The organism is Cedecea sp. AS113 (assembly GCF_037152415.1).
GTDB lineage: Bacteria > Pseudomonadota > Gammaproteobacteria > Enterobacterales > Enterobacteriaceae > Cedecea.
In genome coordinates, this window is record NZ_JBBCMI010000007.1 from 210,964 (window position 1) to 234,049 (window position 23,086).

Below are 23,086 nucleotides of genomic sequence, written 5' to 3' on the forward strand. Positions count from 1 at the left end.
CCGCGATTTCCGTTCTTTAACATCCAGCGAGAGAGACCGATGCAACATCCAATGTTGACCATCGCCGTGCGTGCTGCGCGCAAGGCGGGTAATGTAATTGCCAAACACTACGAAACACCAGACTCCGTAGAAAGCAGTCAGAAAGGCAGCAATGACTTTGTGACTAACGTCGATAAAGCTGCAGAAGCGATTATTATCGACACAATCCGCAAATCTTACCCGCAGCACACCATCATCACCGAAGAAAGCGGTGAACATGCAGGCGAAGATCAGGACGTGCAATGGGTTATCGATCCGCTGGATGGCACCACCAACTTCATCAAACGTCTGCCACATTTCTCCGTTTCTATCGCTGTTCGTATCAAAGGCCGCACTGAAGTTGCCGTTGTTTACGATCCAATGCGTAACGAACTGTTCACCGCGACCCGTGGCCAGGGCGCCCAGCTTAACGGCTACCGCCTGCGCGGCAGCAATGCACGCGACCTGGACGGCACCGTTCTGGCGACCGGCTTCCCGTTCAAAGTGAAGCAGCACGCGACTCCTTACATCAACATCGTTGGCAAACTGTTCACCCAGTGTGCAGACTTCCGCCGCACCGGTTCCGCTGCGCTGGACCTGGCCTACGTTGCCGCTGGCCGCGTGGACGGTTTCTTCGAGATTGGCCTGAAGCCATGGGATTTCGCCGCAGGTGAACTGCTGGCTCGTGAATCCGGCAGCATCGTGTGTGATTTCACCGGCGGCCATAACTACCTGACGACCGGGAACATCGTCGCCGGTAACCCGCGCGTTGTGAAAGCCATGCTGGCTACCATGCGTGAAGAACTGAGTGAAGCGCTGAAGCGCTAAGCTTTTTTGCCTGATCTTCAATAAAGAAGAGGCAAAAACAAAAGTCCCCTCAGCTTTACGGCGAGGGGATTTTTTTATGCCCGCATTTAGCTACCCGTTCAGAAAGGCCGAATACCTCGCGCCATCGGCTGGGCGCTCAGCCACATAATCAGCGCGGCCACGACCAGGACAATTCCTCCCGCCAGTGCAAGCGTTGACCAGCCTACCTGCCGCCACAGCACCGGGGCCCGGTTCCCGCTTAAGCGAACCGCCAGCGCACGGAAGCTGTGCACCAGCAGCGCCAGGCCGGAAATGGTGATCGAGGTACCTGCCGCCATCGCCAGCGCAGACAGCACGCCCCAGCTAAAGACCCCGATCACCTTGCTGAACAGCAGCACCATAATCGCGCCAGAACAGGGGCGCATGCCCATCGACAGGACAATCATCAGCCTGGCCCGCCAGTCGCTTCCCGCCGTCAGCTGTTTTTCGTCCGGGACGTGCTGATGCCCGCAGCCGCAGTTGGCGTCATGCACATGATGCGGCGTAAACGAGGTAAATTTGGGTTTGCGGCGTAACTGAACCTGTAAACGCCGCAGCGCCCGCCAGCTCAGCAAAAGGCCCAGGCACCCGACAAGCAGATAGCAGCCCTTCTCCAGCCAGAAGCTGCTGAGATGAAGCTGCCGGGAAGGCAAAGCGAGAACGCCCAGCACCACGACCACCAGCGCAATAGCCACCAGCCCCTGCAATAAAGACGCGGCAAAGGTCAAACCGAGGCTGCTTTTAATTTTTGAGGGATGGGTCGCAAGCCAGGTGCTGATGACGATTTTGCCGTGCCCCGGCCCCAGCGCATGGAGCACTCCGTAGACAAAACTGAAAGAGAGCAGCGATAAGCCTGCGCGAGCGGGGTTGTCTGCCACCTGGCGCAGCAGCCCGCTTAATTCCTGATTGATTGAACGCTGCCAGACGGCCGAACTAAGCAGGATTTGCGGCCAGTAAAGCCACAAGGCATAAAGCCCGGCGGCGGCAAGCAAGATAAACAGCGCCAGCGGCCACAGATGGCCCCAGCGGCGGACGGGAGAAGAAGCGGTGATTATTGACATGCCAGCGTCACCTCCTGAGCAAACTGTTTCCCTAAGTCCATGTCCTCCGGCGGGGCGTCAGCTTTATCCAGCGACTGCGCGAACAGCAGCGTCTCTTCGCCAGGCTTTGGCGTGTGCACGGCAACTTTACAGCTTGAGGCCAGCTCCTGCGGCAGATGCACGTCCCCATCGTGGTCATAACTCATGTCGACAAAATAAGTCGGGTCGAAGGTTGAGAAACGGTATGTCTGTCCTTTGAGCGGCTGCGGATGCGCCAGCGGCAGAACAAACGTCAGCACCGCCTGATGATTGCTACGGCTCAGGCCATATTCCGGCGGCAAATTGCCAAACTTCACCTTCTCTTTGTTATGCCAGAACTCGGTAAAGTAGTGCTGGCCCAGCACATTAGCCATCACTTCCGCCGCCAACTTCTTCCACACCGGCGACCCCGGCTTGGCGTCGCCGGCGTCATACAACAGATCTGCTGAAGTAATGTCGTCCATCGTCCACTGCATTTTTAGCCCCGTCAGCTGCCCCTGATCAACCACAGGCGTGGTGACGATAGAGATAAAACTGTGGGGATGCGCCTGCACGCTTGCCGCCGAAAACCCTGCCAGCAGAAAGGCTACTCCTTTCAGGCTGATTCTTTTGTCGCTCATGCTTCCCTCAAGATTTAAATTCTGTGAGCCAGCCGTAATTCCGTGATGAAAAACTAAAAAGGGCAATATATTGGCCGAAACCTTTAGCTATTCTTAACTTCTGACACCACATTGGGACAGCCAGATGATGACTTTACTGACGCCGCCACCCTCTGTGCTATCCAGTTCGCAGCGCCGCTGCCACCTGCTTCTGATGCTCTATCTCCCGGAGCAGATCGTCACGCCGGAGGTCATTGCCAGCCTTAACGGCGTGGATCAGAGGCAAACCCTGCAAGATATAGCCGACACGGGCCATGAGATCCAGAGTTATCACCGTCTCTCCCTGACGCAGCAGCAGGACGGCAGCTACCGGATTGAAGGCACAGTCCTTGACCGCCGCCTCTGCCTGCTGCACTGGCTGCGACGCTCGCTGCGCCTTTGCCCGCAGTTTGTGCAAAACCACTTTAGTCCGGCACTAAAGTCCAAGCTTAAGCATCTGGGGCTTATCAAGGCGCTGTATGACGAAACTAATTTACGTGCGCTGGTGAATCTGTGTGGTCGCCGTTTAAAAAGGCAGTACGACAGCCGGGACAGCCAGTTCCTGACGCTGTTTTTGCAGTATTGTCTGCATCAGCATCACTCCGGCAATGCGCCAGTCCTGACGCCGCAGCAGCGCGAGTGGAGCCAGATGCGGCCTGAATTTGTTGTCGCCCAGGAAATAGCCCGCCACTGGAAGCGCCGCGTCATGCAGCCCGCAGACGTTGATGAACAGCATTTCCTGGCCCTGCTGTTTCAACTGCTCAGAATTCCCGATCCGATTAATGACGAACATGAACAGGATGCCCGATTACACAATGAAATCGCACGGATGATCGAACGTTTCCGCCGTCAGGCCGGGCTTTCTTTTAGCGATGAACAAGGGCTGAGCGATCAGCTTTATATTCACCTCGCCCAGGCGCTGAACCGCTGCCACTTTAATATCGGCATCGACCACAGCCTGCCCGAAGAGATCACGCGTCTTTATCCGAGGCTAATGCGAACCTCGCGAGAAGTGCTTGCGGATTTTGAACAGCATTATGGGATTCAGTTTTCCGATGCGGAAAGGGGCCTGGTCGCGGTGATCTTTGGTGCCTGGCTGATGCAGGAAAGTGACATTCAGGAAAAACAGGTGTTGCTGCTGACGGCCGACGATCGCGAGCTGGAACAGAAAATTGAGCAGCAGCTGCGCGAGCTGACCCTGCTGCCGCTCAACATTAAATATCTGGCGGTGCAGCAGTTTCAAAGCCAGGGCGCCCCGCGTGAAGTGGGGCTGGTCATTACACCCTACGCGACCTCGCTGCCGCTGTTTTCTCCCCCGCTCATTCACGCCACGCTGCCGCTGGGAGAACACCAGCAGCAGCGCATTAAAGCACTGTTAGAGGCTTAGCTTTCCGCAACCGGGCTGACTGCGGCGACTTTGGGCCGCAGGAACAGCGCCGGGGCCGCCACCAGCGCCATGATCCAGAACATCCCGCCCTGCAAATGCTGATAGAGGAAGCCCGAGAAAATCGTCATCACGGCGATACCGCCGCCCATCGCCACGGCGGAGTAAACGGCCTGCAGGCGGATCACCTCGCCGCCTTTGCGGGCAGAGATATAGCGCATCGCCGCCAGGTGGCAAACCGTGAAGCTGCCGCAGTGCAGGATTTGCGCCACAATCAGCCACGGCAGTTCGGTGGTGCTTGCCATCAGGCTCCAGCGAATAATGCCGGTCACGGTGGACAGCAGCAGCAAATCTCTGGCGCTCCAGCGGCGGAACAGTTTGTTGCTGAGGGCAAAGATAACGATTTCCGCCACCACGCCCAGCGACCATAAATAGCCCACAACGGAAGCGGAATAGCCTGCCCCCTGCCAGTAAATCGCGCTAAAACCGTAGTAGGCCGCATGCGCGCCCTGCAGCAGAGAAACACAGGCCAGAAAACGCCAGGCGCTGATAATCAGCCCTTTCCAGGCGGGCCAGCCAGCTGAAGCCTGATGCCGGGTTTCGCCCTGAGGCATAATGGAAGGCCGCAGCATCATGCCAATCAGCATCGACGCCGCGCCAAGGGTCAGCAGGACCAGAATAGCCTGAGAGCTGAACTCGCTCACCAGCTTGCCGGTAATGGCCGAGCCGATGACAAACGCCAGCGATCCCCAGAGCCGCACCCGGCCATAATCCAGCGGCATTTGCCGCTGCCAGGTCCCCGCCAGCGCATCGGTCAGCGGCACCAGCGGCGAGAAGAACAGGTTAAAGCCCACCATCGTCAGCAGCAGCCAGAGCGCGGCATGGCCCAACCAGAAACCAGCGGCAAAGACTAGTGTGGCAAGGGCTAACAGACGAAGGGCGACAACAAGGCGGGAAGGATCGGTCACGCGGGGGGCTAATAATAAACTGCCGAGGAAACGGGCAATCAGCCCTGAGCCTAACAGCAATCCGATAGTTTCCGGGGGAAGCCCGACGCCTTTGAGCCAGACGCTCCAGAACGGTAAAAATACGCCATAGCTAAAGAAGTAGGTAAAGTAACTGAGCGCCAGCCAGCGCGTGGAATGCAAAACCATGATCCCTCCCGTTTTGGAGGCGATAGTGTCGGGGATAGCTGGCTGGCATGCAAGCAAACATTAACAGCGCAATAAAACACATCAAAACAATGGCTATTGCGCGTTAGCTCACCTCAATCTCCATCTCCAGATGCGTGGTCTGGCCCGTCTCCAGCATGACTAAACCCGGCATCCCCGCCTGGTTGTGCGCGTTGACCGGATGCGTTTGCGGTTCAAGACAGATAAACGGCTGGTTCCCCATGCTGAATACCATCAAACAGGCCGCCGGGCTACGCAGACAAATGCTCATCTCCGAGTGGGTAATAACCGCCCTGCCGCTCCAGCCGGAATACCCCACGTTAAGCCACTTGTTCTCCGGCGTTTTTGCACGGGAAAAATCTGCCTGCGGGATGAACGTCCCTTCCCAGGCCAAAGGCAGGTGCTGCTCGCCTTCGGGCCAGTAGCCGCTGGCGGAAAACTGCACCTGGCTGGCTGGCCCCAGCGAAAAATAAGGATGCAAACCCAGCCCGTATATCATCGGCTTCTCGCCAGTGTGCTTCAGCTCAAGGCGGGTTAACAGCCTGTTGCCTGCCAGGCGGTAAGTCAGATTTGCCAGATAGTGAAAACCGCAGGGATACTGGCTGCACAGGCTCAAGGTGACAGACTCAGCTTCGTACTGCTCAACGTGCCAAAGCTTTTGCCAACCATCCCCGTGCAGGAAAAAGTGCTCATCGACGAGGCTGTCTGGCAGCTGGATTCGCTCGCCGTGCAGATGGAAAGCGTTCCCGGCCACCCGATTAGCCAGCGGCAGCATTGGAAACAGCGCCGGGTTCGCCGGATGAAAAATCGGTTTCCCGTGCCTGAGAGATTCAAAGCTGAGAACTGAGGCCCCCTGCGGGGCAACAGTCAAACTAAGAAAATCATTTTGCAGGTGCAGAGTATCCATTAGCGTAGCGCCTTTGCGGCCCGCGCGGGAGAAGCATTCACGCGGCCTTCAGCCAGCTGCTGCTCCAGCGCTTCGAGGCTCACGCCTTTGGTTTCCGGCACGAAGCGGCGCACGTAGATAAAGCCAGCGGCACAGATAACGCCGTACAGCAGGAAGCTGCCGGATGCGCCCAGGCCTGCATTCAGCAGAGGGAAAGTGTAAGTCAGCAGGAAGCAGGCGACCCACAGCGCTAATGTCCCCAGCGACATCGCGAGGCCGCGAACGCGGTTCGGGAAGATTTCCGCCAACAGCACCCAGGTTACCGGGGCCAGCGTCAGCGCATAGGTGGCGATGGCGGCCAGCACCAGAATCAGGACCGGCAGCCCCAGAATACCCAGGCCGTAGGCGGCACCAATCAGCGCATAGATAATTGTCAGCCCAGCGGCCCCGAACAACATCAGTTTGCGGCGGCCAATTTTGTCCACCAACGGCAGCGCGGCGATGGTGAACACCAGGTTAATCAGGCCGGTCGCAACAATCGATTTCAACGTGCTGTTAATGTCGAACCCGGCGGAGGCAAAAATCTCCTGCGCATAGTTGAAGATAACGTTAATCCCGCACCACTGCTGGAACACCGCCAGCACCATACCAATCACGATGATCGGGCGAACCTTCGGTGTCCAAAGCGCGGACCACGACACTTTTTGTGTGTCCTTGCTTAACGTTTCCTGAATATCTTTCAGCGTTGCATCGGCATAGGCTTTACTGCCGATGCGGCTCAGCATTTGGTGAGCGCGTTCGTTTTTCCCGGCGCGCACCAGCCAGCGAGGTGACTCCGGCACAAAAAACATCAGGATCAAAAAGACCACCGCCGGGAAGGCTTCAAAGCCAAACATCCAGCGCCAGCCCACCTGCCCGTTCCAGCTGGCGCTGATTTCCTGCATCGTTGCCTGGCTGGCAACCGGCTCGGCAATCATCAGGTTAATCAGCTGCGCCGCCAGCACCCCAACCACAATGGTGAGCTGGTTGACCGCCACAAAGCGCCCACGCTGTGCCGCCGGGCTGATTTCTGCGATATACATCGGACTAAGCGCCGAAGCGAGGCCAATCCCCACCCCGCCGACAATGCGCCAGAGAACAAACATATCGAAGTGACTTGCCACTGCGGTGCCCCAGGCAGACGCGGTGAACATAATTGCGGCAAGAATAAGGGGGATTTTGCGGCCAAACTTGTCGGCACACCAGCCGGAGAGTATCGCCCCAAGAATACATCCCACCAGGGCAGAGCTCATTGCCCACCCGGAAACGGCCGGGTCGGTAATAGAAAAATAGGCTTCGTAGAACGGTTTTGCCCCGCCGATAACCACCCAGTCATAACCAAACAACAGCCCGCCACAGGCGGCCACCAGACAGATGGTCCAGACGTAACCCATGCGTAGTTGCGATTGCATACTTTCCATGGTCGATCCTCATCTTGTATTTGTAGGGTAAGGGAGCGGGCGCTCATCGTCGCCCGCCAGTTATTGTTAAAGTACGCCGGTGCTAAGGGCCTGACGCAGCAGATGCGCCTTGTCATGGGCCGGGTTAAGGGTCAGCAGGGCTTCCACCCGCTGGTTGAAGGCGGCGATATCCCCCAGGCCGAGCCACCCAAGCGCCTCCACAAACAGGCAATGCTGCTGATGTTGTTTCCGCGGGTCGCCGTTGAGCGCAATCAGGTCCGGCAGGGAAACGGCGAAGAAATCGGCCTCAACCCCGTCGGCACGGTGCGCCTGCGCCCAGTCAACAAAGGCTTTGAATTGCTGATGGGCCGCCTCAAGCTCACCCAGCTGTTTGAGGGCCATAGCCTGATAGAAGAGGTAGTCCACGGGCTGGTCGTTGTAGTAGCGCCCGGCCGCCAGGGAACTCCCGCCCTTCAACGCCTGCTGGAAGTAGGATTTCGCCCGTTCGTGACGCTGCAGGAGCTGCGCACAGCACCCAAGCAGATACCAGATATCGTTGTCGGTTTGCCCGACCAGACGGCCTTCGCCGAGGTTTTCCGGGTAGCTCAGCGCCTGTTGCAGCAGCTCCTCCGCCTGGCCGTATTGGCCGGCAGACATACTGGCCAGGGCGAGCCGCTGTTGACTGATAATGTACTGCCCCGTCACTTTGCCTTCGCCGCCTTCCCACGGGTGGAACTTGCGTTCAGCCAGCACCTTCGCGGCAGCTTCCTGCTTGCCATGCTGGTTCCACAGGCTCAGCAGCTCGGCAGTGAGATCGTCACGTTTTAGCGCAACGTCACGCTTCGCCTCCAGACGGGTAAGACGCTCCTCTGGTGCGCGCCCATTCAGCTTCAGCAGGAAGTCGAGTTCAAACAGGAAGCGCGCATTATCAGGTTCGAGATCAACGGCACGCTGCAGCAGCGTTTCAGCTCGCTGAACGTCCTGCTCTTTGTTCCAGGCATGAATCGCCAGCACGCGCTGCACGGAGGCAAACTCAGGCATCTGTTCAGCGCAGAATGCCCAGCAGGTTAGCGCCTCTGCATAGCGACGTTTGCTGTACCAGAAGCAGCCCAGCAGATACTGCGCAAAACCATCCTGCGGGAGGCGCATCAGCATTTGCACTTCATCCAGCGTGTTAGGGAAGCGAACCCGGGCGGTAAACTGCTCCCGAGCCTGCACGAGATAGTTTTGCTGGCGCTGTGGATCGGATTCCAGCGAGGCCTGCCACAGCAGCGGCATCGTTTCCTGGGCATTCAGCAAGGTGAGCAGTTCACCCGCGGCATTCTCTGCCCCAAAGCTCATTAGCCAGCCGGCCAAAACGCTGACGTTAGTGCCACGTTGCCCGGTCACCTGCCGCAGCTTTTGCTTGTCACCTTCACTCTGGGTTATCGCCCAGCGGGCATAATGCAGGGCATAACTCAGCGGCCAGACGGCAAGCTGCTGCTCAATCCACGCCAGCGCCGTCGCTTTTTCTCCTTGCTGAGACAGCGCCAGCGCTTTCAGCCCCATTGCGAGGTTATTCGAGGCGTTGAACTGCAGGCTTTGGGATACCAGCGTTAAGGCGCGAGCCGTTTCCCCTTTGCGCATTGCCAGACGGGCCAGGGCATAAAATGCCGCATCCCGGCAGTTGCCGCTCCAGCTGGCCTTGTAGTTAGCATCGAAGGCGCCGTCGTAGTCGCCCAGTCGCTCTTTCGCCGAGCCGAGAAGCTGGCTGGCATCGCCATTTTGCGGGTTTTTGTTCAGGCAATGGGCGCGCTGCAGCGCCGCGTCGGCGTGCTCTTTGGCTTTTTGCCAGTTGCCCCGGTTGAATTCGAGCGTGCCCAGGGCGACGTTACAGCGGGAATCGAGCGGATCAATGTCCAGCGCTCGCCGGTAGTAGTCGAAGGCTGACCGGCTGGCGTGCAGATACTGCTCCAGATGCTGGCCAATGAAATAAAGCTCGTCGCAGTTAGCGATCTGTTCAGGCTTAGCCGGGGCCTGCGCCGCCTGCGGCAGAGGCAGCTCTTCCGCGATGTGTTCCAGGTAGCTGAGCACCACTTCGCCCTGCGCGTTGAGTAAGCTCAGCGTCAGCCGCTGCGGCCAGTCATCCGTCAGTTGATGCAGCCAGGCTTCCGCCGGTTTCAGGCTGAGCGGCGTTTGCCACAGGACTACGCCATCGCTTTCAAGACGCAGCGTCACCGCTTCCAGCGGGGAAATGGCGTAGACGCCGAGTTCCAGCCTGCCCTGCTCACGCTCAAGCTTGATGGCCGCATCGGTGCTGGCGTTTTGCAGCGTCCCCAGCTTGCTGTAAGGCAGGAAGTTTTGCACAAACACTTTTTCTTCAAATGGCGCCAGCCAGGTAAAGTCCGGTTGGTTGTCGGTGAACACGCCGGTCATCAGCTCGATGTACGGGCCGTTGGTGTCGGTCAGATTGCGATCCCAGGCCAGGCCAAAGTCGCAGTTGCCCCAGGTCCACTGCTTTTTGCCCGGCGATACATGGTGATCGGCAATGTGCAGCAGACCGCCCTGTTCGCCGTGGTGGTAGGCCCCAACAAAATCGTAATTCGACTTATCGGCCATGTAAGAGGTTGGCACCGGGATGTTTTTGTAGCGCGAGATATCCACGCCCTCTGAGTAATCCACTTTGTAGTAGGTGCCGTGGGCAATCGGGAAGGCGGAAACGTCGCGTTTGCCGTGGTCAAACACCGCGGTCACGTCTGGCGGGAATACGCTCTGATGGTCGTCACCGCCCTTCACCGCCGGATTAGCCCACCACAGGAAGTGGCGCGGCGTGGCGTTGCCGTTAAAGACTTTGCCGGTAATTTCAATCAGCGCTTTTTCCGGGTAAAGCGTAAACCCGGTCATCACCTGCAGGCCGCGCATCGGCTCCACTTCCCCCAACCAGACGGTTTGCGCCCCGCTTTCGTGCTGCTGGAAGGTCACGTCTACCGGCAGAAAAGTGGTCGGGCGGTGGTGCTGAGGCCAGTTGAATTCGATCCCACCGGAGATCCACGGCCCAATCAGGCCCACCAGCGCGGGTTTGACCACTTCGTTGTAGTACACGAAATCGCGCCCCATCACTTTGTCCCAGGCTCGGTGAATACGCCCGCCCAGCTCCGGCAGCAGCATGACGCGAATGAAATCGTTCTCCAGCCAAACCGCCTGATACTCGCGCATTTCACGTTTACCGGTCAGGGTGTCTATGACGCCATAGGGGTAAACCGCACCGGAAGATCCCTGATAGACACGATTTTCCAGGAACATCGGGTTGGGATCCTCTGCTCCGGTGGTCCAGGTAGGGAGTGAGATCGTTTCCTGCCAGACTTTAACGGCTCCGTACATAGCAACTCTCCAGTAAACAAATAACAGTGAATGGGGGATTGCCAACAGTCTGGAGCAGCTGATTATGATTTAATCGCTCAATGCTCACGCAATACAGTTAATGAGGTTTAGTAAACATGCAGCAGTCAGGTTTCAATAATCAGCGGGTACGTCAGCTCAACCGACAAACGCTGATGACGCTGGTATGGCGACACAAGCAGCTGAGTAAATCGCAGTTTGCCCGCTACACCGGGCTGTCCATTCCGGCCGTCAGCAACATCCTTGAGGAACTGGTCGATGAGGGCAAACTTAGCCACTCCAGCGAAAACCTCAGCAGCCGGGGGCTGAACAGCGGCAGCTACCAGATCCCGCCGGAGGGGAATTACATCCTCTGCATGAACGTCACCCCCACCAGCATCGAGAGCCAGCTGTGCAACGCCCAGCTGTCGCCTATAGCCGACTTTGAGCGCCGCGCTATTGTGGCCCCTTCTCCCCAGATGCTGCTGTCGGCCATCGAAGCAATCTGGCAGCAACAGCGAAAAAGCTGGCCGAAAAAAACGATCAATCTCGCTCTGGGCATACATGGACAGGTAGATCCGGTGACCGGCGTGTCACAAACCATGCCGCAGGCTCCCTGGCGGGAGGCAGTGGAAATTAAATACCTGCTGGAAGAGAAGCTGAACATCGAAGTCAGGCTGGATAACGACTGCGTGATGCTGGCCCTGGCAGAAAAGTGGCAAAACAACGGCAACCGGGAAGATTTCTGCGTGCTTAACGTGGATTACGGCATCGGCTCTTCGTTTGTGATCAACGGGCAAATCTATCGCGGCAATCTGTACGGCAGCGGGCAAATTGGCCACACCATAGTTAACCCGGACGGCATGGCCTGCGACTGCGGGCGCTATGGCTGCCTGGAAACCGTGGCTTCGCTCAGCGCGCTGAAAAAACAGGCCCGCATCTGGCTCAAAACGCACCCTGAGGCGCAGCAGCACGATCCGGAAAAGCTCACTTCCCGGCAGCTGGTTCAGGCGCTGCATGCCGGGGATGAAAGGGTCGCCCGCTGGGTAGAAGATTCGGCCAATGCGATTGGGCTTAGCCTGTATAACTTCCTTAATATTCTCAACATTAACCAGATCTGGTTCTATGGCCGCAGCTGCGAGTTTGGCGAAAACTGGCTGAGCGCCATTAAACAGCGCATTGGTTTTAATCCGTTCGACCACGGTGATGGCCTGAAGAGTCACGCCACGCAAATAAACTTCGGGCAGCTCACCCGCGCTCAGCAGGTGATGGGGATTGGTTATTTATATGCCGAGACTGCGCTGATGGAATAACGAGATGGCGTCGGGCGTCATTAATAAAAACATTCATTAACACAAACAACGCGGTAGAGGCGCAGCGGCAATGGCAGGCTCAGAAGTTGTGTATTAACTTTAAATTGAGTCCACTACAGGCGAGCCCGCTATGAACACAGTCCGCTATTTCGATTTTGGTCAATCTCGTGCCCTGATCCTGCTTATTGCCCGTATTGCGTTGATTCTGCTGTTCATTATTTTCGGCTTGCCGAAGCTCAGCGGGTTCAGCGGCACCGTGGCGTATATGGAGCATCTTGGCACCCCACTCCCGACGCTAGCCGCCGCGATTGCGGTGTTTATGGAAGTTGTTGCCGCTATCCTGGTGATCATCGGGTTCTTTACCCGCCCGCTGGCCATTTTGTTTGTGTTTTATACCCTCGGCACGGCGCTTATCGGTCACCATTACTGGAATATGACCGGGGATGCAGTGATGCCTAATATGATTAACTTCTATAAAAACATCAGCATAGCTGGTGGTTTCCTGCTGCTGGCGGTCACCGGCCCTGGCGCGATTTCCGTCGATAAGCGCTAAATTTCTGCCTCACTTAAAGGCCGCTAATGCGGCCTTTTTCATTTGTTTCCCGCTCATTTTTCTTGATACGCTTCAGCTCACAATTTCGTAACATTTTTTGCTGGCTTGCGCCCTCTTTGCTGCCAAAAACGTCCCCTTAACGGCAAATTGTTTATTAATTGTTTCCTATATGTTTCATTTCTGACTGTTAATTAACACCAACATGTCCGTCCAGTTTAAAAAAACATCATATATTTAACTATTTTTTAACTAAACTAGATCTAAAAACAAACAATAATGGGCGTGCATCACATTTAGAAAAACTGCGATTCATTCCCTCTTCCCTTCGTTGCTAGTCTCCTCTCCGTGACATGCCTCAGTCCCTAATAAAAAAGGTACACCTATGAAATTCAAACTCGCATTACTCAGTGCAACCCTGATTTCTGCATGCATGTTGTCCGGTACGGCCGTTGCGGCGGATAAGTATGAAATCGCAGTGGTGGCGAAAGTCACCGGGATCCCATGGTTTAACCGGATGGAAACCGGCGTCAACGAAGCGGCAAAAAAACTCAACGTTAACGCTTACCAGACCGGGGCCTCAACGCCCGATCCGGCTCAGCAGGTGAAGGTGATTGAGGATCTGATCGCCAAGAAAGTGAACGCCATTATTGTGGTGCCTAACGATGCCAAAGTACTGGAGCCAGTACTGAAAAAAGCGCGCGATCAGGGCATCGTGGTGCTGACGCATGAATCCCCTGACCAGCAGATCGGCCAGTGGGATATCGAAACCATCGACAGCGAAAAATATGCTCAGGCCAACATGGACGAGCTGGCGAAAGACATGGGTGGCAAAGGCGGCTATGCGATTTACGTCGGGTCGCTGACCGTGCCGCTGCACAACGCCTGGGCGGATTCCGCCATTAAATATCAGAAAGAAAAATACCCGGATATGTTCGAAGTGACTTCGCGCCTGCCGGTGGCGGAGAGCATCGACAAATCCTATTCCACCACGCTCGATCTGATGAAAACGTATCCGCAGATGAAAGGCGTGATCGGCTTTGGCTCCCTCGGCCCAATCGGCGCGGGCCAGGCGGTACAGAAGAAACGTGCGAAGGACAAACTGGCGGTTGTCGGCATTGCCATGCCGGGCCAGGCGGCACCTTACCTGATGCGCGGCGACATTAAAAAAGCGCTGCTGTGGGATCCTAAAGATGCCGGTTACGCACTGGTTACCGTGGCCGATCAGCTGCTGCAGGGCAAAGCCGTGACCAAAGACCTGACCATTGACGGTCTGGGCAAGGCCGATGTCGACATGGATAAGAAAGTGATCCGTTTTAACAAGATCCTCGAAGTCACCAAAGATAACGCTCAGTCACTCGGTTTCTAAGGCACTCCGCCAACACCAGGGAAACCGGAATGCCGGTCAGCCGACCGGCATTCTCCAACAAGATTATTTTGTGGCGCCCACGTCGGGCGCCGGCAGGGGCATTACCCATGACCGACACATCCGCATTTATCACTCTTGAGAATATCAGCAAGCAATTCCCGGGCGTGCGGGCGCTGGATAACGTCAATCTGACGCTCAGAAAAGGCGAAGTTCATTGCCTGGCCGGGCAAAACGGCTGCGGTAAAAGCACGATCATCAAAGTGATTTCCGGCGTCTATCATCCGGAAAAAGGGGCGCAGATTGCCCTCGACGGCAAACTGTTTCACAGCCTGACGCCCACGCTTTCCGCGCATTACGGCATCCAGGTGATCTACCAGGATCTGTCGCTGTTCCCCAATTTCAGCGTGGCCGAGAATATCGCCGTGCACCGCTATCAGCCCGGCGGCAGCCTGTGGGTTAACCGCAGCGTGATGAAAGCCCAGGCGCTGGCGGCCATGCAGCGCATTGGCGTCACGCTCGACCCGGACAAAAAAGTCGAAAAACTCTCGATAGCCGATCGCCAACTGGTGGCGATTTGCCGCGCCATTGCCGCAGACGCCCGGTTGGTTATTATGGACGAACCCACTGCGTCGCTTACCCGCCAGGAGGTTAACGGCCTGCTGCGGGTGGTGAATGAACTCAAAGCGGACGGGATTTGCGTGGTGTTTGTCAGCCACCGTCTGGACGAAGTGATGGAAGTCGCCGACCGCATTAGCGTGATGCGCGACGGGAAGCTGGTCGGCACCTGGCAGGCCAGCGAGCTGGACAGCAACGAGCTTGCGTTCCTGATGACCGGGCAACGCTTCCACTACAGCCCGCTGCCGGAAAAACCTCCGGTAGAAAAACAGCCGATGCTGGAGCTGCGCGGCCTCAGCCGCAAGGGCAAATACCACAACATCAATCTGTCGCTGCGCAGCGGCGAGATCGTTTCCATCGTCGGCCTGCTCGGGTCGGGCCGCACCGAACTGTGCATGAGCCTGTTCGGCATGACTCAGCCGCAAAGTGGTGAAATGCTGATCGACGGCGTGCCGGTGACGTTTCGCAATAACCACGATGCGATCAAACACGGCATCGGCTACGTGTCAGAAGATCGCCTGACTCAAGGCCTGATCATGGAGCAGTCGATCTACGACAACACGATTGTCACGGTCTTCGACAGGCTTCATACCCGCAGCGGCCTGCTCGATCATGAAAAAGCCCGTCATCTGGTGGCCGATCTTATTCGTGAGCTAAACATCAAAGTCTCCGATGCCGGGCTGCCGGTAAAAACCCTTTCGGGCGGCAACGCCCAAAGGATTGCCATCGCCAAATGGGTAGCGACTAACCCACAAATATTGATTCTCGACTCGCCCACGGTGGGCGTGGATATCGCCAATAAAGAAGGTATTTACCAAATCGCCCGTACCCTGGCGGAACAGGGGCTGGCGGTACTGATGATTTGCGATGAAATCCCTGAGGCGTATTACAACAGCCACCGCGTGCTGGTGATGCGCCGGGGCGAGCTGGTCGCAGAGTTTAATCCTCATCGCAGTAGCGAGCAGGACATTGCTGAGGTGGTCAATGAATAACCCTCGTTTTTCCCGCCTGGCCGGGCAACATGAGTTCTGGCTGGGTCTTCTGGTGGTGGCTCTGGCCGTTGGCCTGAGTATCAGCACCGATGAGTTTTTGTCCCTCGGTAACCTGACGGATGTCGCCACCAGCTACGCCATTCTCGGTATTCTGGCCTGCGGGCTGTTTGTGGTGCTGATTTCCGGAGGGATTGATATTTCGTTCCCGGCGATGACCGCCATTGCCCAGTACGTGATGGCAAGCTGGGTCATTGCCCACGGCGGTAATTTTGCGCTGGCGTTGGTGATTTCCATTGCCGTGGGGCTGCTGCTCGGGCTTATCAACGGCTTCCTGGTTTACTGGCTGCGGGTCCCGGCGATCATCATCACCATTGCCACCCTCAACGTTTACTACGGCCTGCTGGTTTACCTCACTAAAGGCACCTGGCTGTACGGCTTCCCGGACTGGTTTATGAACGGCATTAACTGGTTCTCTTTCACCGCCAAAGACGGTTACCAGTACGGGTTAACCCTGCCGCTGCTGTGCCTGGCCGCAGTGATTATCTTTACCGCCGTGCTGATGAACTACACGCGCCTTGGCCGCCAGATTTATGCCATGGGCGGCAACCGCGAGGCGGCATCCCGGCTGGGGATGAACCTGCTTAAGCTGCACTTCTACGTCTACGGCTATATGGGGATTCTGGCCGGTATTGCCGCCGTCGTTCAGGCGCAGATCACCCAGTCCGTTGCCCCAAACTCGCTGCTGGGCTTTGAGCTAACGGTCCTGGCGGCGGTCGTGCTCGGCGGGACAAGCATGAGCGGCGGGCGCGGGACGCTCACCGGCACCCTGCTCGGGGTTATCCTGCTGGCATTCTTACAAAACGGTCTGACGCTGCTGAGCGTGTCCTCTTACTGGCACGCCGTGTTCAGCGGCGTGATTATCCTGGTCAGCATCAGCGCCACGGCCTGGAATGAAAAACGCAAACTCGCAAGGGAGCTTTGAGATGAAAACCTTCGCCAGATTTTTACCCGGTGACGCCATCATCCGGCTGCAGTGCGTGATTATTGTGGTGGTTGCCGTGGCGTTTTCGCTGCTGCTGGGCGGGCGCTTCTTTAGCCTCGCCAACTTCCAGTCCATCGGCTCTCAGTTGCCTATTCTTGGCATGCTGGCGCTGGGTATGGGAATGACAATGCTGACCGGCGGGATCAACCTGTCGATTATTGCCGGGGCGAACGCCTGTTCGCTGGTGATGGCGGCCATTATCGTCAGCCACCCGGATAACCCGCTGTTCTTCGCGCTGGCGCTGCTGGCGGGTATTGCCGTGGCGGTGGCTATCGGCACGCTAAACGGCGCGCTGGTCGCCTGGGTCGGCGTTTCGCCTATTCTGGCTACGCTCGGCACCATGACGCTGATTTCCGGCCTCAATATTTTGCTGTCCAACGGCACGGTGATTTCCGGCTTCCCGGCGGCAATTCAGTACCTGGGCAACGCCACGCTGCTCGGCATTCCGGTCGCGCTGCTGCTGTTCCTGCTGGTTGCCGTCCTACTCTGGGTATTGCTGGAGCACACCACGCTGGGGCGCAGCCTTTATCTGGTCGGCTCCAACGAACAGGCCACGCGCTTCAGCGGCGTTAACACCGTGCGGGCGCAGATATCGGTGTACGTGATTTCCGCGCTGCTCGGCTGGGTGGCCGCCATTCTGATGATGGCCAAGTTCAACTCCGCCAAAGCCGGGTACGGTGAGTCTTATCTGCTGGTCACCATCCTTGCTTCTGTGCTGGGCGGCATAAACCCGGACGGCGGCTTTGGCCGCATTATCGGCCTGGTGCTGGCGCTCATTGTGCTGCAAATGCTGGAAAGCGGCTTTAATTTGCTGGGGATCAGCAGCTATTTGACCATGGCGCTCTGGGGCGCGGTGCTGATCCTCTTTATCGCATTACAGAATCGTAAAGCCTGAGTTCAGGAGAATCATTATGGCGAGTTACTTCATTGGGGTGGATGTAGGGACGGGAAGCGCCCGCGCGGGCGTCTTTGACCTGAATGGCAGAATGGTAGGCGAGGCAAGCCGGGCGATTGAGATTTACCGCCCACAGGCGGACTTCGTTGAGCAATCCTCGGACAATATCTGGCAGGCGGTTTGCAACGCGGTGCGGGATGCGGTTAACCAGGCCGACATTAATCCGATTCAGGTAAAAGGGCTGGGATTCGACGCCACCTGTTCCCTGGTGGTACTGGATAAAGAAGGTAAGCCGCTGACCATCAGCCCTTCAGGGCGCAGCGAACAGAACATCATTGTGTGGATGGATCACCGCGCCATTACCCAGGCCGACAGAATTAATGCCCTGCACCACCGCGTGCTGGACTACGTGGGCGGGATTATTTCCCCGGAAATGCAAACGCCAAAATTGCTCTGGCTTAAACAGCACATGCCGAATACCTGGTCTAATGCCGGTTACTATTTTGACCTCCCGGACTTCCTGACCTGGCGCGCCACCGGGGATGATACCCGCTCGCTCTGCTCCACCGTCTGCAAATGGACCTACATGGGCCACGAAGACAAATGGGACAGCAGCTACTTCCGCCAGATTGGGCTGGAAGATCTGCTGGAGCACGATGCGGAAAAAATTGGCCGCTATGTAAAAACCATGGGGGAGCCACTGGGCCACGGCCTGACGCAGCGCGCCGCAAGCGAGATGGGGCTGATTGCCGGCACCGCCGTCAGCGTCTCGATTATTGACGCCCATGCCGGCACGCTCGGGACGCTCGGCGCCTGCGGCGTTTCGGGCGAAGTGGCAGACTTCGACCGCCGCGTGGCGCTCATCGGCGGCACCTCTACCGGGCATATGGCCATTTCAAAAGAAGCTCGTTTTATTAATGGCGTTTGGGGGCCTTACTACTCCGCCGTGCTGCCGGGCTACTGGCTCAACGAAGGCGGCCAGTCGGCCACCGGAGCGCTTATCGACCATATTATTCAGTCTCATCCGTGCTATGAGACGCTGCTTGCCCAGGCGAAGACTCAGGGGCAAACCATTTACGAACTGCTGAACGCTCTGCTGCGTAAAATGGCCGGGGAGCCGGAAAACATCGCCTTCTTAACGAAGGATATGCACATCCTGCCCTACTTCCACGGCAACCGTTCGCCGCGCGCCAACCCGACGCTAACCGGCGTTATCAGCGGGCTGAAGCTTTCCCGCACGCCGGAAGATATGGCGCTGCAGTACCTGGCGACGATTCAGGCTATCGCACTCGGTACCCGCCATATTATCGAAACCATGAACCACAGCGGCTACACCATCGACACCATCATGGCGAGCGGTGGCGGCACTAAAAACCCTATCTTCGTTCAGGAGCACGCCAACGCTACAGGCTGCGCGATGTTGTTGCCGGAAGAGAGTGAGGCGATGCTGCTGGGCAGCGCGATGATGGGCACGGTGGCGGCGGGCGTGTTTGATTCCTTCCCGGAAGCGATGTCGGTCATGAGCCGCATCGGCAAAACGGTCACACCGCAGACTAACCGCATCAAACAGTATTACGACCGGAAATACAAAGTGTTCCATGAGATGTATCTCGACCACATGAAATACCGCCAGTTGATGCAGGAGGAAGCATGAGTCATTCATGGCAGCAGGCCGTCAGCGCTTGGGAAACCTGCAGTCGCGAACTTGCGGCGCTGGAACAGCACTTGAGCGAGCCGCTGTGGCTCGCCTTGCTGGCCGAACTGAGAAACTGTAAAGGCAAGATTGTGGTCACCGGCGTCGGTACTTCGGGCATCGCCGCGAGGAAAATTGCCCATATGCTGGCCTGCGTCGAACACCCGGCTATTTACCTCAGCGCGACGGATGCGGCGCATGGTGATCTAGGGTTCCTCCGTGCGGACGATCTGATGATCATGCTTTCCCGGGGCGGGAATTCCGATGAGCTGACGCGGCTGCTGCCGGGCCTGGCGGCCAGAAACGTCCCGCTGATTAGCGTCACTGAGAACCCGGATTCGGCCATCGCCCAGGCAGCAAGGCTGGTGATTTCTACCGGCGTGAAGCAGGAAATGGATCCGCTGAATATGCTGGCAACCACGTCGATAATTCTGGCGCTGGCGATTTTTGATGCCGCCTGCGCCTGCCTGATGAGCGAGAGCGGGTATTCGAAGGAGACGCTGCTCGCCGTTCATCCCGGCGGGGATGTCGGGCTGACGCTAAGCCAGAAGCAATAAAAAAAGGCTCCCGATTGGGAGCCTTTCAACTTTTCAGCTTAACGATTATGCGTAAACCGGGAAGCGGGCACAGATATCCAGCACTTTACCTTTCACGCGCTCGATAACCGCTTCGTCATTGATGTTGTCCAGAACGTCACACATCCAGCCAGCCAGCTCTTTCACTTCCGCTTCTTTAAAGCCGCGGCGAGTAACAGCCGGAGAACCGATACGGATACCGGAGGTCACGAACGGGCTCTTCGGATCGTTTGGTACGCTGTTTTTGTTCACGGTGATGTTGGCGCGGCCCAGGGCAGCGTCAGCTTCTTTACCGGTCAGGTTTTTATTAACCAGATCCAGCAGGAACAGGTGGTTTTCAGTCCCGCCGGAAACCACTTTGTAGCCACGGTTCAGGAACACTTCCACCATCGCTTTGGCATTTTTCGCAACCTGCTGCTGGTAAACCTTGAACTCAGGCTCCATCGCTTCTTTCAGCGCCACAGCCTTGGCCGCGATAACGTGCATCAGCGGGCCGCCCTGCGCGCTTGGGAATACGGCAGAGTTCAGTTTCTTGTAGAGATCTTCGTCGCCGCCCTTCGCCAGGATCAGGCCACCGCGTGGACCCGCCAGGGTTTTGTGGGTGGTGGTGGTGACAACGTGCGCGTGTGGCACCGGGTTCGGGTAAACGTCTGCGGCAATCAGGCCCGCAACGTGCGCCATGTCAACGAACAGGTAAGCGCCGATGCTGTCTGCGATTTCGCGCATCTTAGCCCAGTCAACCACGCCGGAGTAGGCAGAGAAGCCGCCGATGATCATCTTCGGCTTGTGCTCTTTAGCCTGCTTCGCCATGTCTTCGTAGTCAATTTTACCTGACTCATCAATACCGTAAGGAATGATGTTGTACAGCTTGCCGGAGAAGTTAACCGGGGAGCCGTGAGTCAGGTGGCCGCCCTGCGCCAGGTTCATGCCGAGCACGGTATCGCCCGGCTGCAGCAGCGCGGTGTATACCGCAAAGTTAGCCTGGGAACCGGAGTGTGGCTGCACGTTCGCATAGTCTGCGCCAAACAGCTCTTTTGCACGGTCGATAGCCAGCTGCTCGACGATGTCCACGTACTCGCAACCGCCGTAGTAGCGCTTGCCTGGGTAACCTTCAGCATATTTGTTTGTCAGCTGAGAACCCTGAGCCTGCATCACGCGCGGGCTGGTGTAGTTTTCGGAGGCGATCAGTTCAATGTGCTCTTCCTGACGTACTTTCTCTTGCTCCATGGCCTGCCACAGTTCGGCATCATAATCGGCAATGTTCATTTCACGCTTTAACATTCGCATCTCCTGACTCAGCTAACGGTAAAAATTTTACTGCAATGAGGGGGCCCATTTGGGCGACGGGCAACAGTGTAAACCGAAACCCTTTCGGGTGATAGGGCTTGACAGAGGTTTTTACGCAAACGATTACCCAGGCATGAAATAAGGCTTCAACGCAATAAACCCTGCATCTCTTTGCCGGATATTTCTTCATCAATACTATGCGTATTTTTCACGTTCTGTGAGCTCAGTCGTTAACAACGATAACCCATTTACAACATAAGGCCATTTCTATAAGATGCATTTAAAATGCAATTTATACACTACGCTGTTTATGGAGACCGCCATGCTAGACGCACAAACCATCGCCGTTGTTAAGTCGACCATCCCTCTGCTGGCCGCGACCGGGCCTAAACTTACCGCCCACTTTTATGAGCGCATGTTCAGCCACAACCCTGAGCTGAAAGAGATCTTTAACATGAGCAACCAGCGCAACGGTGACCAGCGTGAAGCGCTGTTCAACGCCATTTGCGCCTATGCTTCCAACATCGAAAATCTGGCCGCCCTGCTGCCCGCGGTAGAGAAAATCGCCCAGAAACACACTACCTTCCAGATTAAACCGGAGCAGTACAACATTGTGGGCGGCCATCTGCTGGCCACGTTAGACGAGCTGTTCAGCCCGGGGCAGGAAGTGCTGGACGCATGGGGAAAAGCCTACGGCGTTCTGGCGCAGGTCTTTATTAACCGTGAATCAGAAATTTACCAGGATAACGCCGCTAAGCAGGGTGGCTGGGAAGGCACGCGTCCCTTCACTATCGTAGAGAAAAAAGAGCAAAGCTCACTGATCGCCAGCTTCGAACTTGCCCCGTTAGACGGCGGCCCGGTGGCAGATTATCAGCCGGGGCAATACCTCGGCGTCTGGCTGAAACCTGTTGGTTTCCCGCATCAGGAAATTCGTCAGTACTCTTTGACCCGCCAGCCGAACGGGAAAAGTTACCGCATTGCCGTGAAGCGTGAAGAGAAAGGTATGGTCTCAAACTGGCTGCACAATCATGCTCAGGCGGGGGATCGGGTGCATCTGGCTTCACCGGCAGGCGACTTCTTTATGGACGTAAAATCCGACACGCCGGTAACGCTGATTTCCGCAGGCGTCGGCCAGACGCCGATGCTCTCGATGCTGGACACGCTGGCGAACGGCGGTCATCAGGCACAGGTCAACTGGCTGCACGCCGCCGAGCACGGGGATGTGCATGCATTTAGCGAAGAAGTGGCAGGGCTTGGCGCTCAGTTGCCGAAATTTGAAAGCCATGTCTGGTACCGTGAACCCTCCGCAGAGGATCGTGCTCAGGCGCGCTTTGACCGTGAAGGACTGATGAATCTGCTGGAAATCGAAGGGAAGTTAAGCGATCCGGCGATGCAGTTCTATCTCTGCGGCCCGATCAACTTTATGCGTTTTGCGGCGGAACAGCTGGTGAAGATTGGCGTGAATAAAGACAGCATTCACTATGAGTGCTTTGGCCCGCACAAGGTGATGTAGTTTAGTAAGACTGCCCCTCGCCCTTCCAGGGTGAGGGGAAAAATCTAAATCAAATCGCCGCGTCGTCTTCTTCGCCGGTACGAATACGCACCACGCGCGCCACATCAAACACGAAAATCTTACCGTCACCGATCTTGCCGGTCTGGGCCGTGCGGATAATGGTGTCCACGCAGGTATCAACGATATCGTCGGTCACCACAATTTCAATTTTTACTTTTGGCAGAAAGTCCACCATGTACTCGGCACCGCGGTACAGCTCGGTATGCCCTTTCTGACGGCCAAAACCTTTGACTTCCGTCACCGTCATGCCGGTAATGCCCACTTCAGCCAGCGCTTCGCGCACATCATCCAGTTTGAAAGGTTTAATAATCGCATCAATTTTTTTCATGGTATTACCGGTGTCCCCGCACGGCGTTTTGTACT

The 23,086-nt window shown here is 56.8% G+C and carries 19 protein-coding genes; 11 read left to right on the forward strand and 8 right to left on the reverse strand.

Annotated elements, in window-relative coordinates; translation table 11 throughout:
- Positions 1 to 39 precede the first annotated feature (39 nt).
- Positions 40 to 846, forward strand: a complete 807-nt coding sequence (gene suhB, locus WFN87_RS11000) for an inositol-1-monophosphatase (RefSeq protein WP_085938908.1) — start codon at positions 40 to 42, stop codon at positions 844 to 846.
- Between the two features lie 98 nt (positions 847 to 944).
- On the opposite strand, the gene WFN87_RS11005 is transcribed toward suhB, so the two are convergent.
- The gene (locus WFN87_RS11005) at positions 945 to 1,925 is read right to left on the reverse strand and encodes a nickel/cobalt transporter (protein WP_336981931.1); all 981 of its coding nucleotides are present in this window, start codon (positions 1,923 to 1,925) and stop codon (positions 945 to 947) included.
- Positions 1,916 to 2,563: a DUF1007 family protein gene (locus tag WFN87_RS11010; protein WP_336981929.1), complete on the reverse strand. Its 648-nt coding sequence runs from the start codon at positions 2,561 to 2,563 to the stop codon at positions 1,916 to 1,918. The genes WFN87_RS11005 and WFN87_RS11010 overlap by 10 nt, the downstream gene beginning before the upstream one ends.
- Before the next feature lie 124 nt (positions 2,564 to 2,687).
- Here WFN87_RS11010 and csiE point away from each other — a divergent pair, with 124 nt between their 5' ends.
- The gene (gene csiE, locus WFN87_RS11015; RefSeq protein ID WP_336981927.1) at positions 2,688 to 3,968 is read left to right on the forward strand and encodes a stationary phase inducible protein CsiE; all 1,281 of its coding nucleotides are present in this window, start codon (positions 2,688 to 2,690) and stop codon (positions 3,966 to 3,968) included.
- On the opposite strand, the gene WFN87_RS11020 is transcribed toward csiE, so the two are convergent.
- The 4 genes from WFN87_RS11020 to WFN87_RS11035 all read right to left on the reverse strand — a co-directional run bounded on the left by WFN87_RS11020 (position 3,965) and on the right by WFN87_RS11035 (position 10,822).
- Complete coding sequence (locus tag WFN87_RS11020) at positions 3,965 to 5,119, reverse strand: 3-phenylpropionate MFS transporter (protein WP_336981924.1); 1,155 nt, start codon at positions 5,117 to 5,119, stop codon at positions 3,965 to 3,967. The genes csiE and WFN87_RS11020 overlap by 4 nt on opposite strands.
- A gap of 103 nt (positions 5,120 to 5,222) precedes the next feature.
- The gene (locus WFN87_RS11025; protein WP_336981922.1) at positions 5,223 to 6,044 is read right to left on the reverse strand and encodes an aldose 1-epimerase; all 822 of its coding nucleotides are present in this window, start codon (positions 6,042 to 6,044) and stop codon (positions 5,223 to 5,225) included.
- Positions 6,044 to 7,483, reverse strand: coding sequence for a sugar porter family MFS transporter (locus WFN87_RS11030; protein WP_336709005.1), 1,440 nt, complete (start codon positions 7,481 to 7,483; stop codon positions 6,044 to 6,046). Before WFN87_RS11030 ends, WFN87_RS11025 begins: the two co-directional genes overlap by 1 nt.
- 66 nt (positions 7,484 to 7,549) lie before the next feature.
- Positions 7,550 to 10,822 carry a DUF5107 domain-containing protein gene (locus tag WFN87_RS11035; RefSeq protein ID WP_336981920.1) on the reverse strand — a complete coding sequence of 1,091 codons (3,273 nt, stop codon included), beginning with the start codon at positions 10,820 to 10,822 and terminating at the stop codon, positions 7,550 to 7,552.
- Between the two features lie 116 nt (positions 10,823 to 10,938).
- Between WFN87_RS11035 and WFN87_RS11040 the strand changes: the two genes are divergently transcribed.
- The 8 genes from WFN87_RS11040 to WFN87_RS11075 all read left to right on the forward strand — a co-directional run bounded on the left by WFN87_RS11040 (position 10,939) and on the right by WFN87_RS11075 (position 19,845).
- Positions 10,939 to 12,132 carry an ROK family protein gene (locus WFN87_RS11040; protein ID WP_166990439.1) on the forward strand — a complete coding sequence of 398 codons (1,194 nt, stop codon included), beginning with the start codon at positions 10,939 to 10,941 and terminating at the stop codon, positions 12,130 to 12,132.
- Between the two features lie 130 nt (positions 12,133 to 12,262).
- Positions 12,263 to 12,685, forward strand: a complete 423-nt coding sequence (locus WFN87_RS11045; protein WP_336981918.1) for a DoxX family protein — start codon at positions 12,263 to 12,265, stop codon at positions 12,683 to 12,685.
- A gap of 382 nt (positions 12,686 to 13,067) precedes the next feature.
- A complete protein-coding gene (locus tag WFN87_RS11050) occupies positions 13,068 to 14,051 on the forward strand; it encodes an autoinducer 2 ABC transporter substrate-binding protein (protein ID WP_008459446.1) in 984 nt (327 codons plus the stop codon).
- Positions 14,052 to 14,158: 107 nt separating this feature from the next.
- Positions 14,159 to 15,658, forward strand: a complete 1,500-nt coding sequence (locus WFN87_RS11055; protein ID WP_336981916.1) for a sugar ABC transporter ATP-binding protein — start codon at positions 14,159 to 14,161, stop codon at positions 15,656 to 15,658.
- Positions 15,651 to 16,640, forward strand: a complete 990-nt coding sequence (locus tag WFN87_RS11060) for an ABC transporter permease (protein WP_039305740.1) — start codon at positions 15,651 to 15,653, stop codon at positions 16,638 to 16,640. Before WFN87_RS11055 ends, WFN87_RS11060 begins: the two co-directional genes overlap by 8 nt.
- 1 nt (position 16,641) lies before the next feature.
- A complete protein-coding gene (locus tag WFN87_RS11065) occupies positions 16,642 to 17,595 on the forward strand; it encodes an ABC transporter permease (RefSeq protein ID WP_336981915.1) in 954 nt (317 codons plus the stop codon).
- Between the two features lie 16 nt (positions 17,596 to 17,611).
- Positions 17,612 to 19,249 carry an FGGY-family carbohydrate kinase gene (locus tag WFN87_RS11070; RefSeq protein WP_008459450.1) on the forward strand — a complete coding sequence of 546 codons (1,638 nt, stop codon included), beginning with the start codon at positions 17,612 to 17,614 and terminating at the stop codon, positions 19,247 to 19,249.
- Positions 19,246 to 19,845 carry an SIS domain-containing protein gene (locus WFN87_RS11075; protein WP_336981913.1) on the forward strand — a complete coding sequence of 200 codons (600 nt, stop codon included), beginning with the start codon at positions 19,246 to 19,248 and terminating at the stop codon, positions 19,843 to 19,845. The genes WFN87_RS11070 and WFN87_RS11075 overlap by 4 nt, the downstream gene beginning before the upstream one ends.
- Positions 19,846 to 19,890: 45 nt before the next feature.
- Here the strand turns inward: WFN87_RS11075 and glyA are convergent, their stop codons facing one another.
- Positions 19,891 to 21,144 (reverse strand): serine hydroxymethyltransferase, encoded by a 1,254-nt coding sequence (glyA, locus tag WFN87_RS11080; RefSeq protein WP_008459452.1) that lies wholly within the window; start codon positions 21,142 to 21,144, stop codon positions 19,891 to 19,893.
- 328 nt (positions 21,145 to 21,472) lie between these two features.
- Here glyA and hmpA point away from each other — a divergent pair, with 328 nt between their 5' ends.
- Complete coding sequence (gene hmpA, locus WFN87_RS11085; protein WP_336981910.1) at positions 21,473 to 22,663, forward strand: NO-inducible flavohemoprotein; 1,191 nt, start codon at positions 21,473 to 21,475, stop codon at positions 22,661 to 22,663.
- Positions 22,664 to 22,712: 49 nt separating this feature from the next.
- Here the strand turns inward: hmpA and glnB are convergent, their stop codons facing one another.
- The gene (gene glnB / locus WFN87_RS11090; protein WP_002438074.1) at positions 22,713 to 23,051 is read right to left on the reverse strand and encodes a nitrogen regulatory protein P-II; all 339 of its coding nucleotides are present in this window, start codon (positions 23,049 to 23,051) and stop codon (positions 22,713 to 22,715) included.
- Positions 23,052 to 23,086 lie beyond the last annotated feature (35 nt).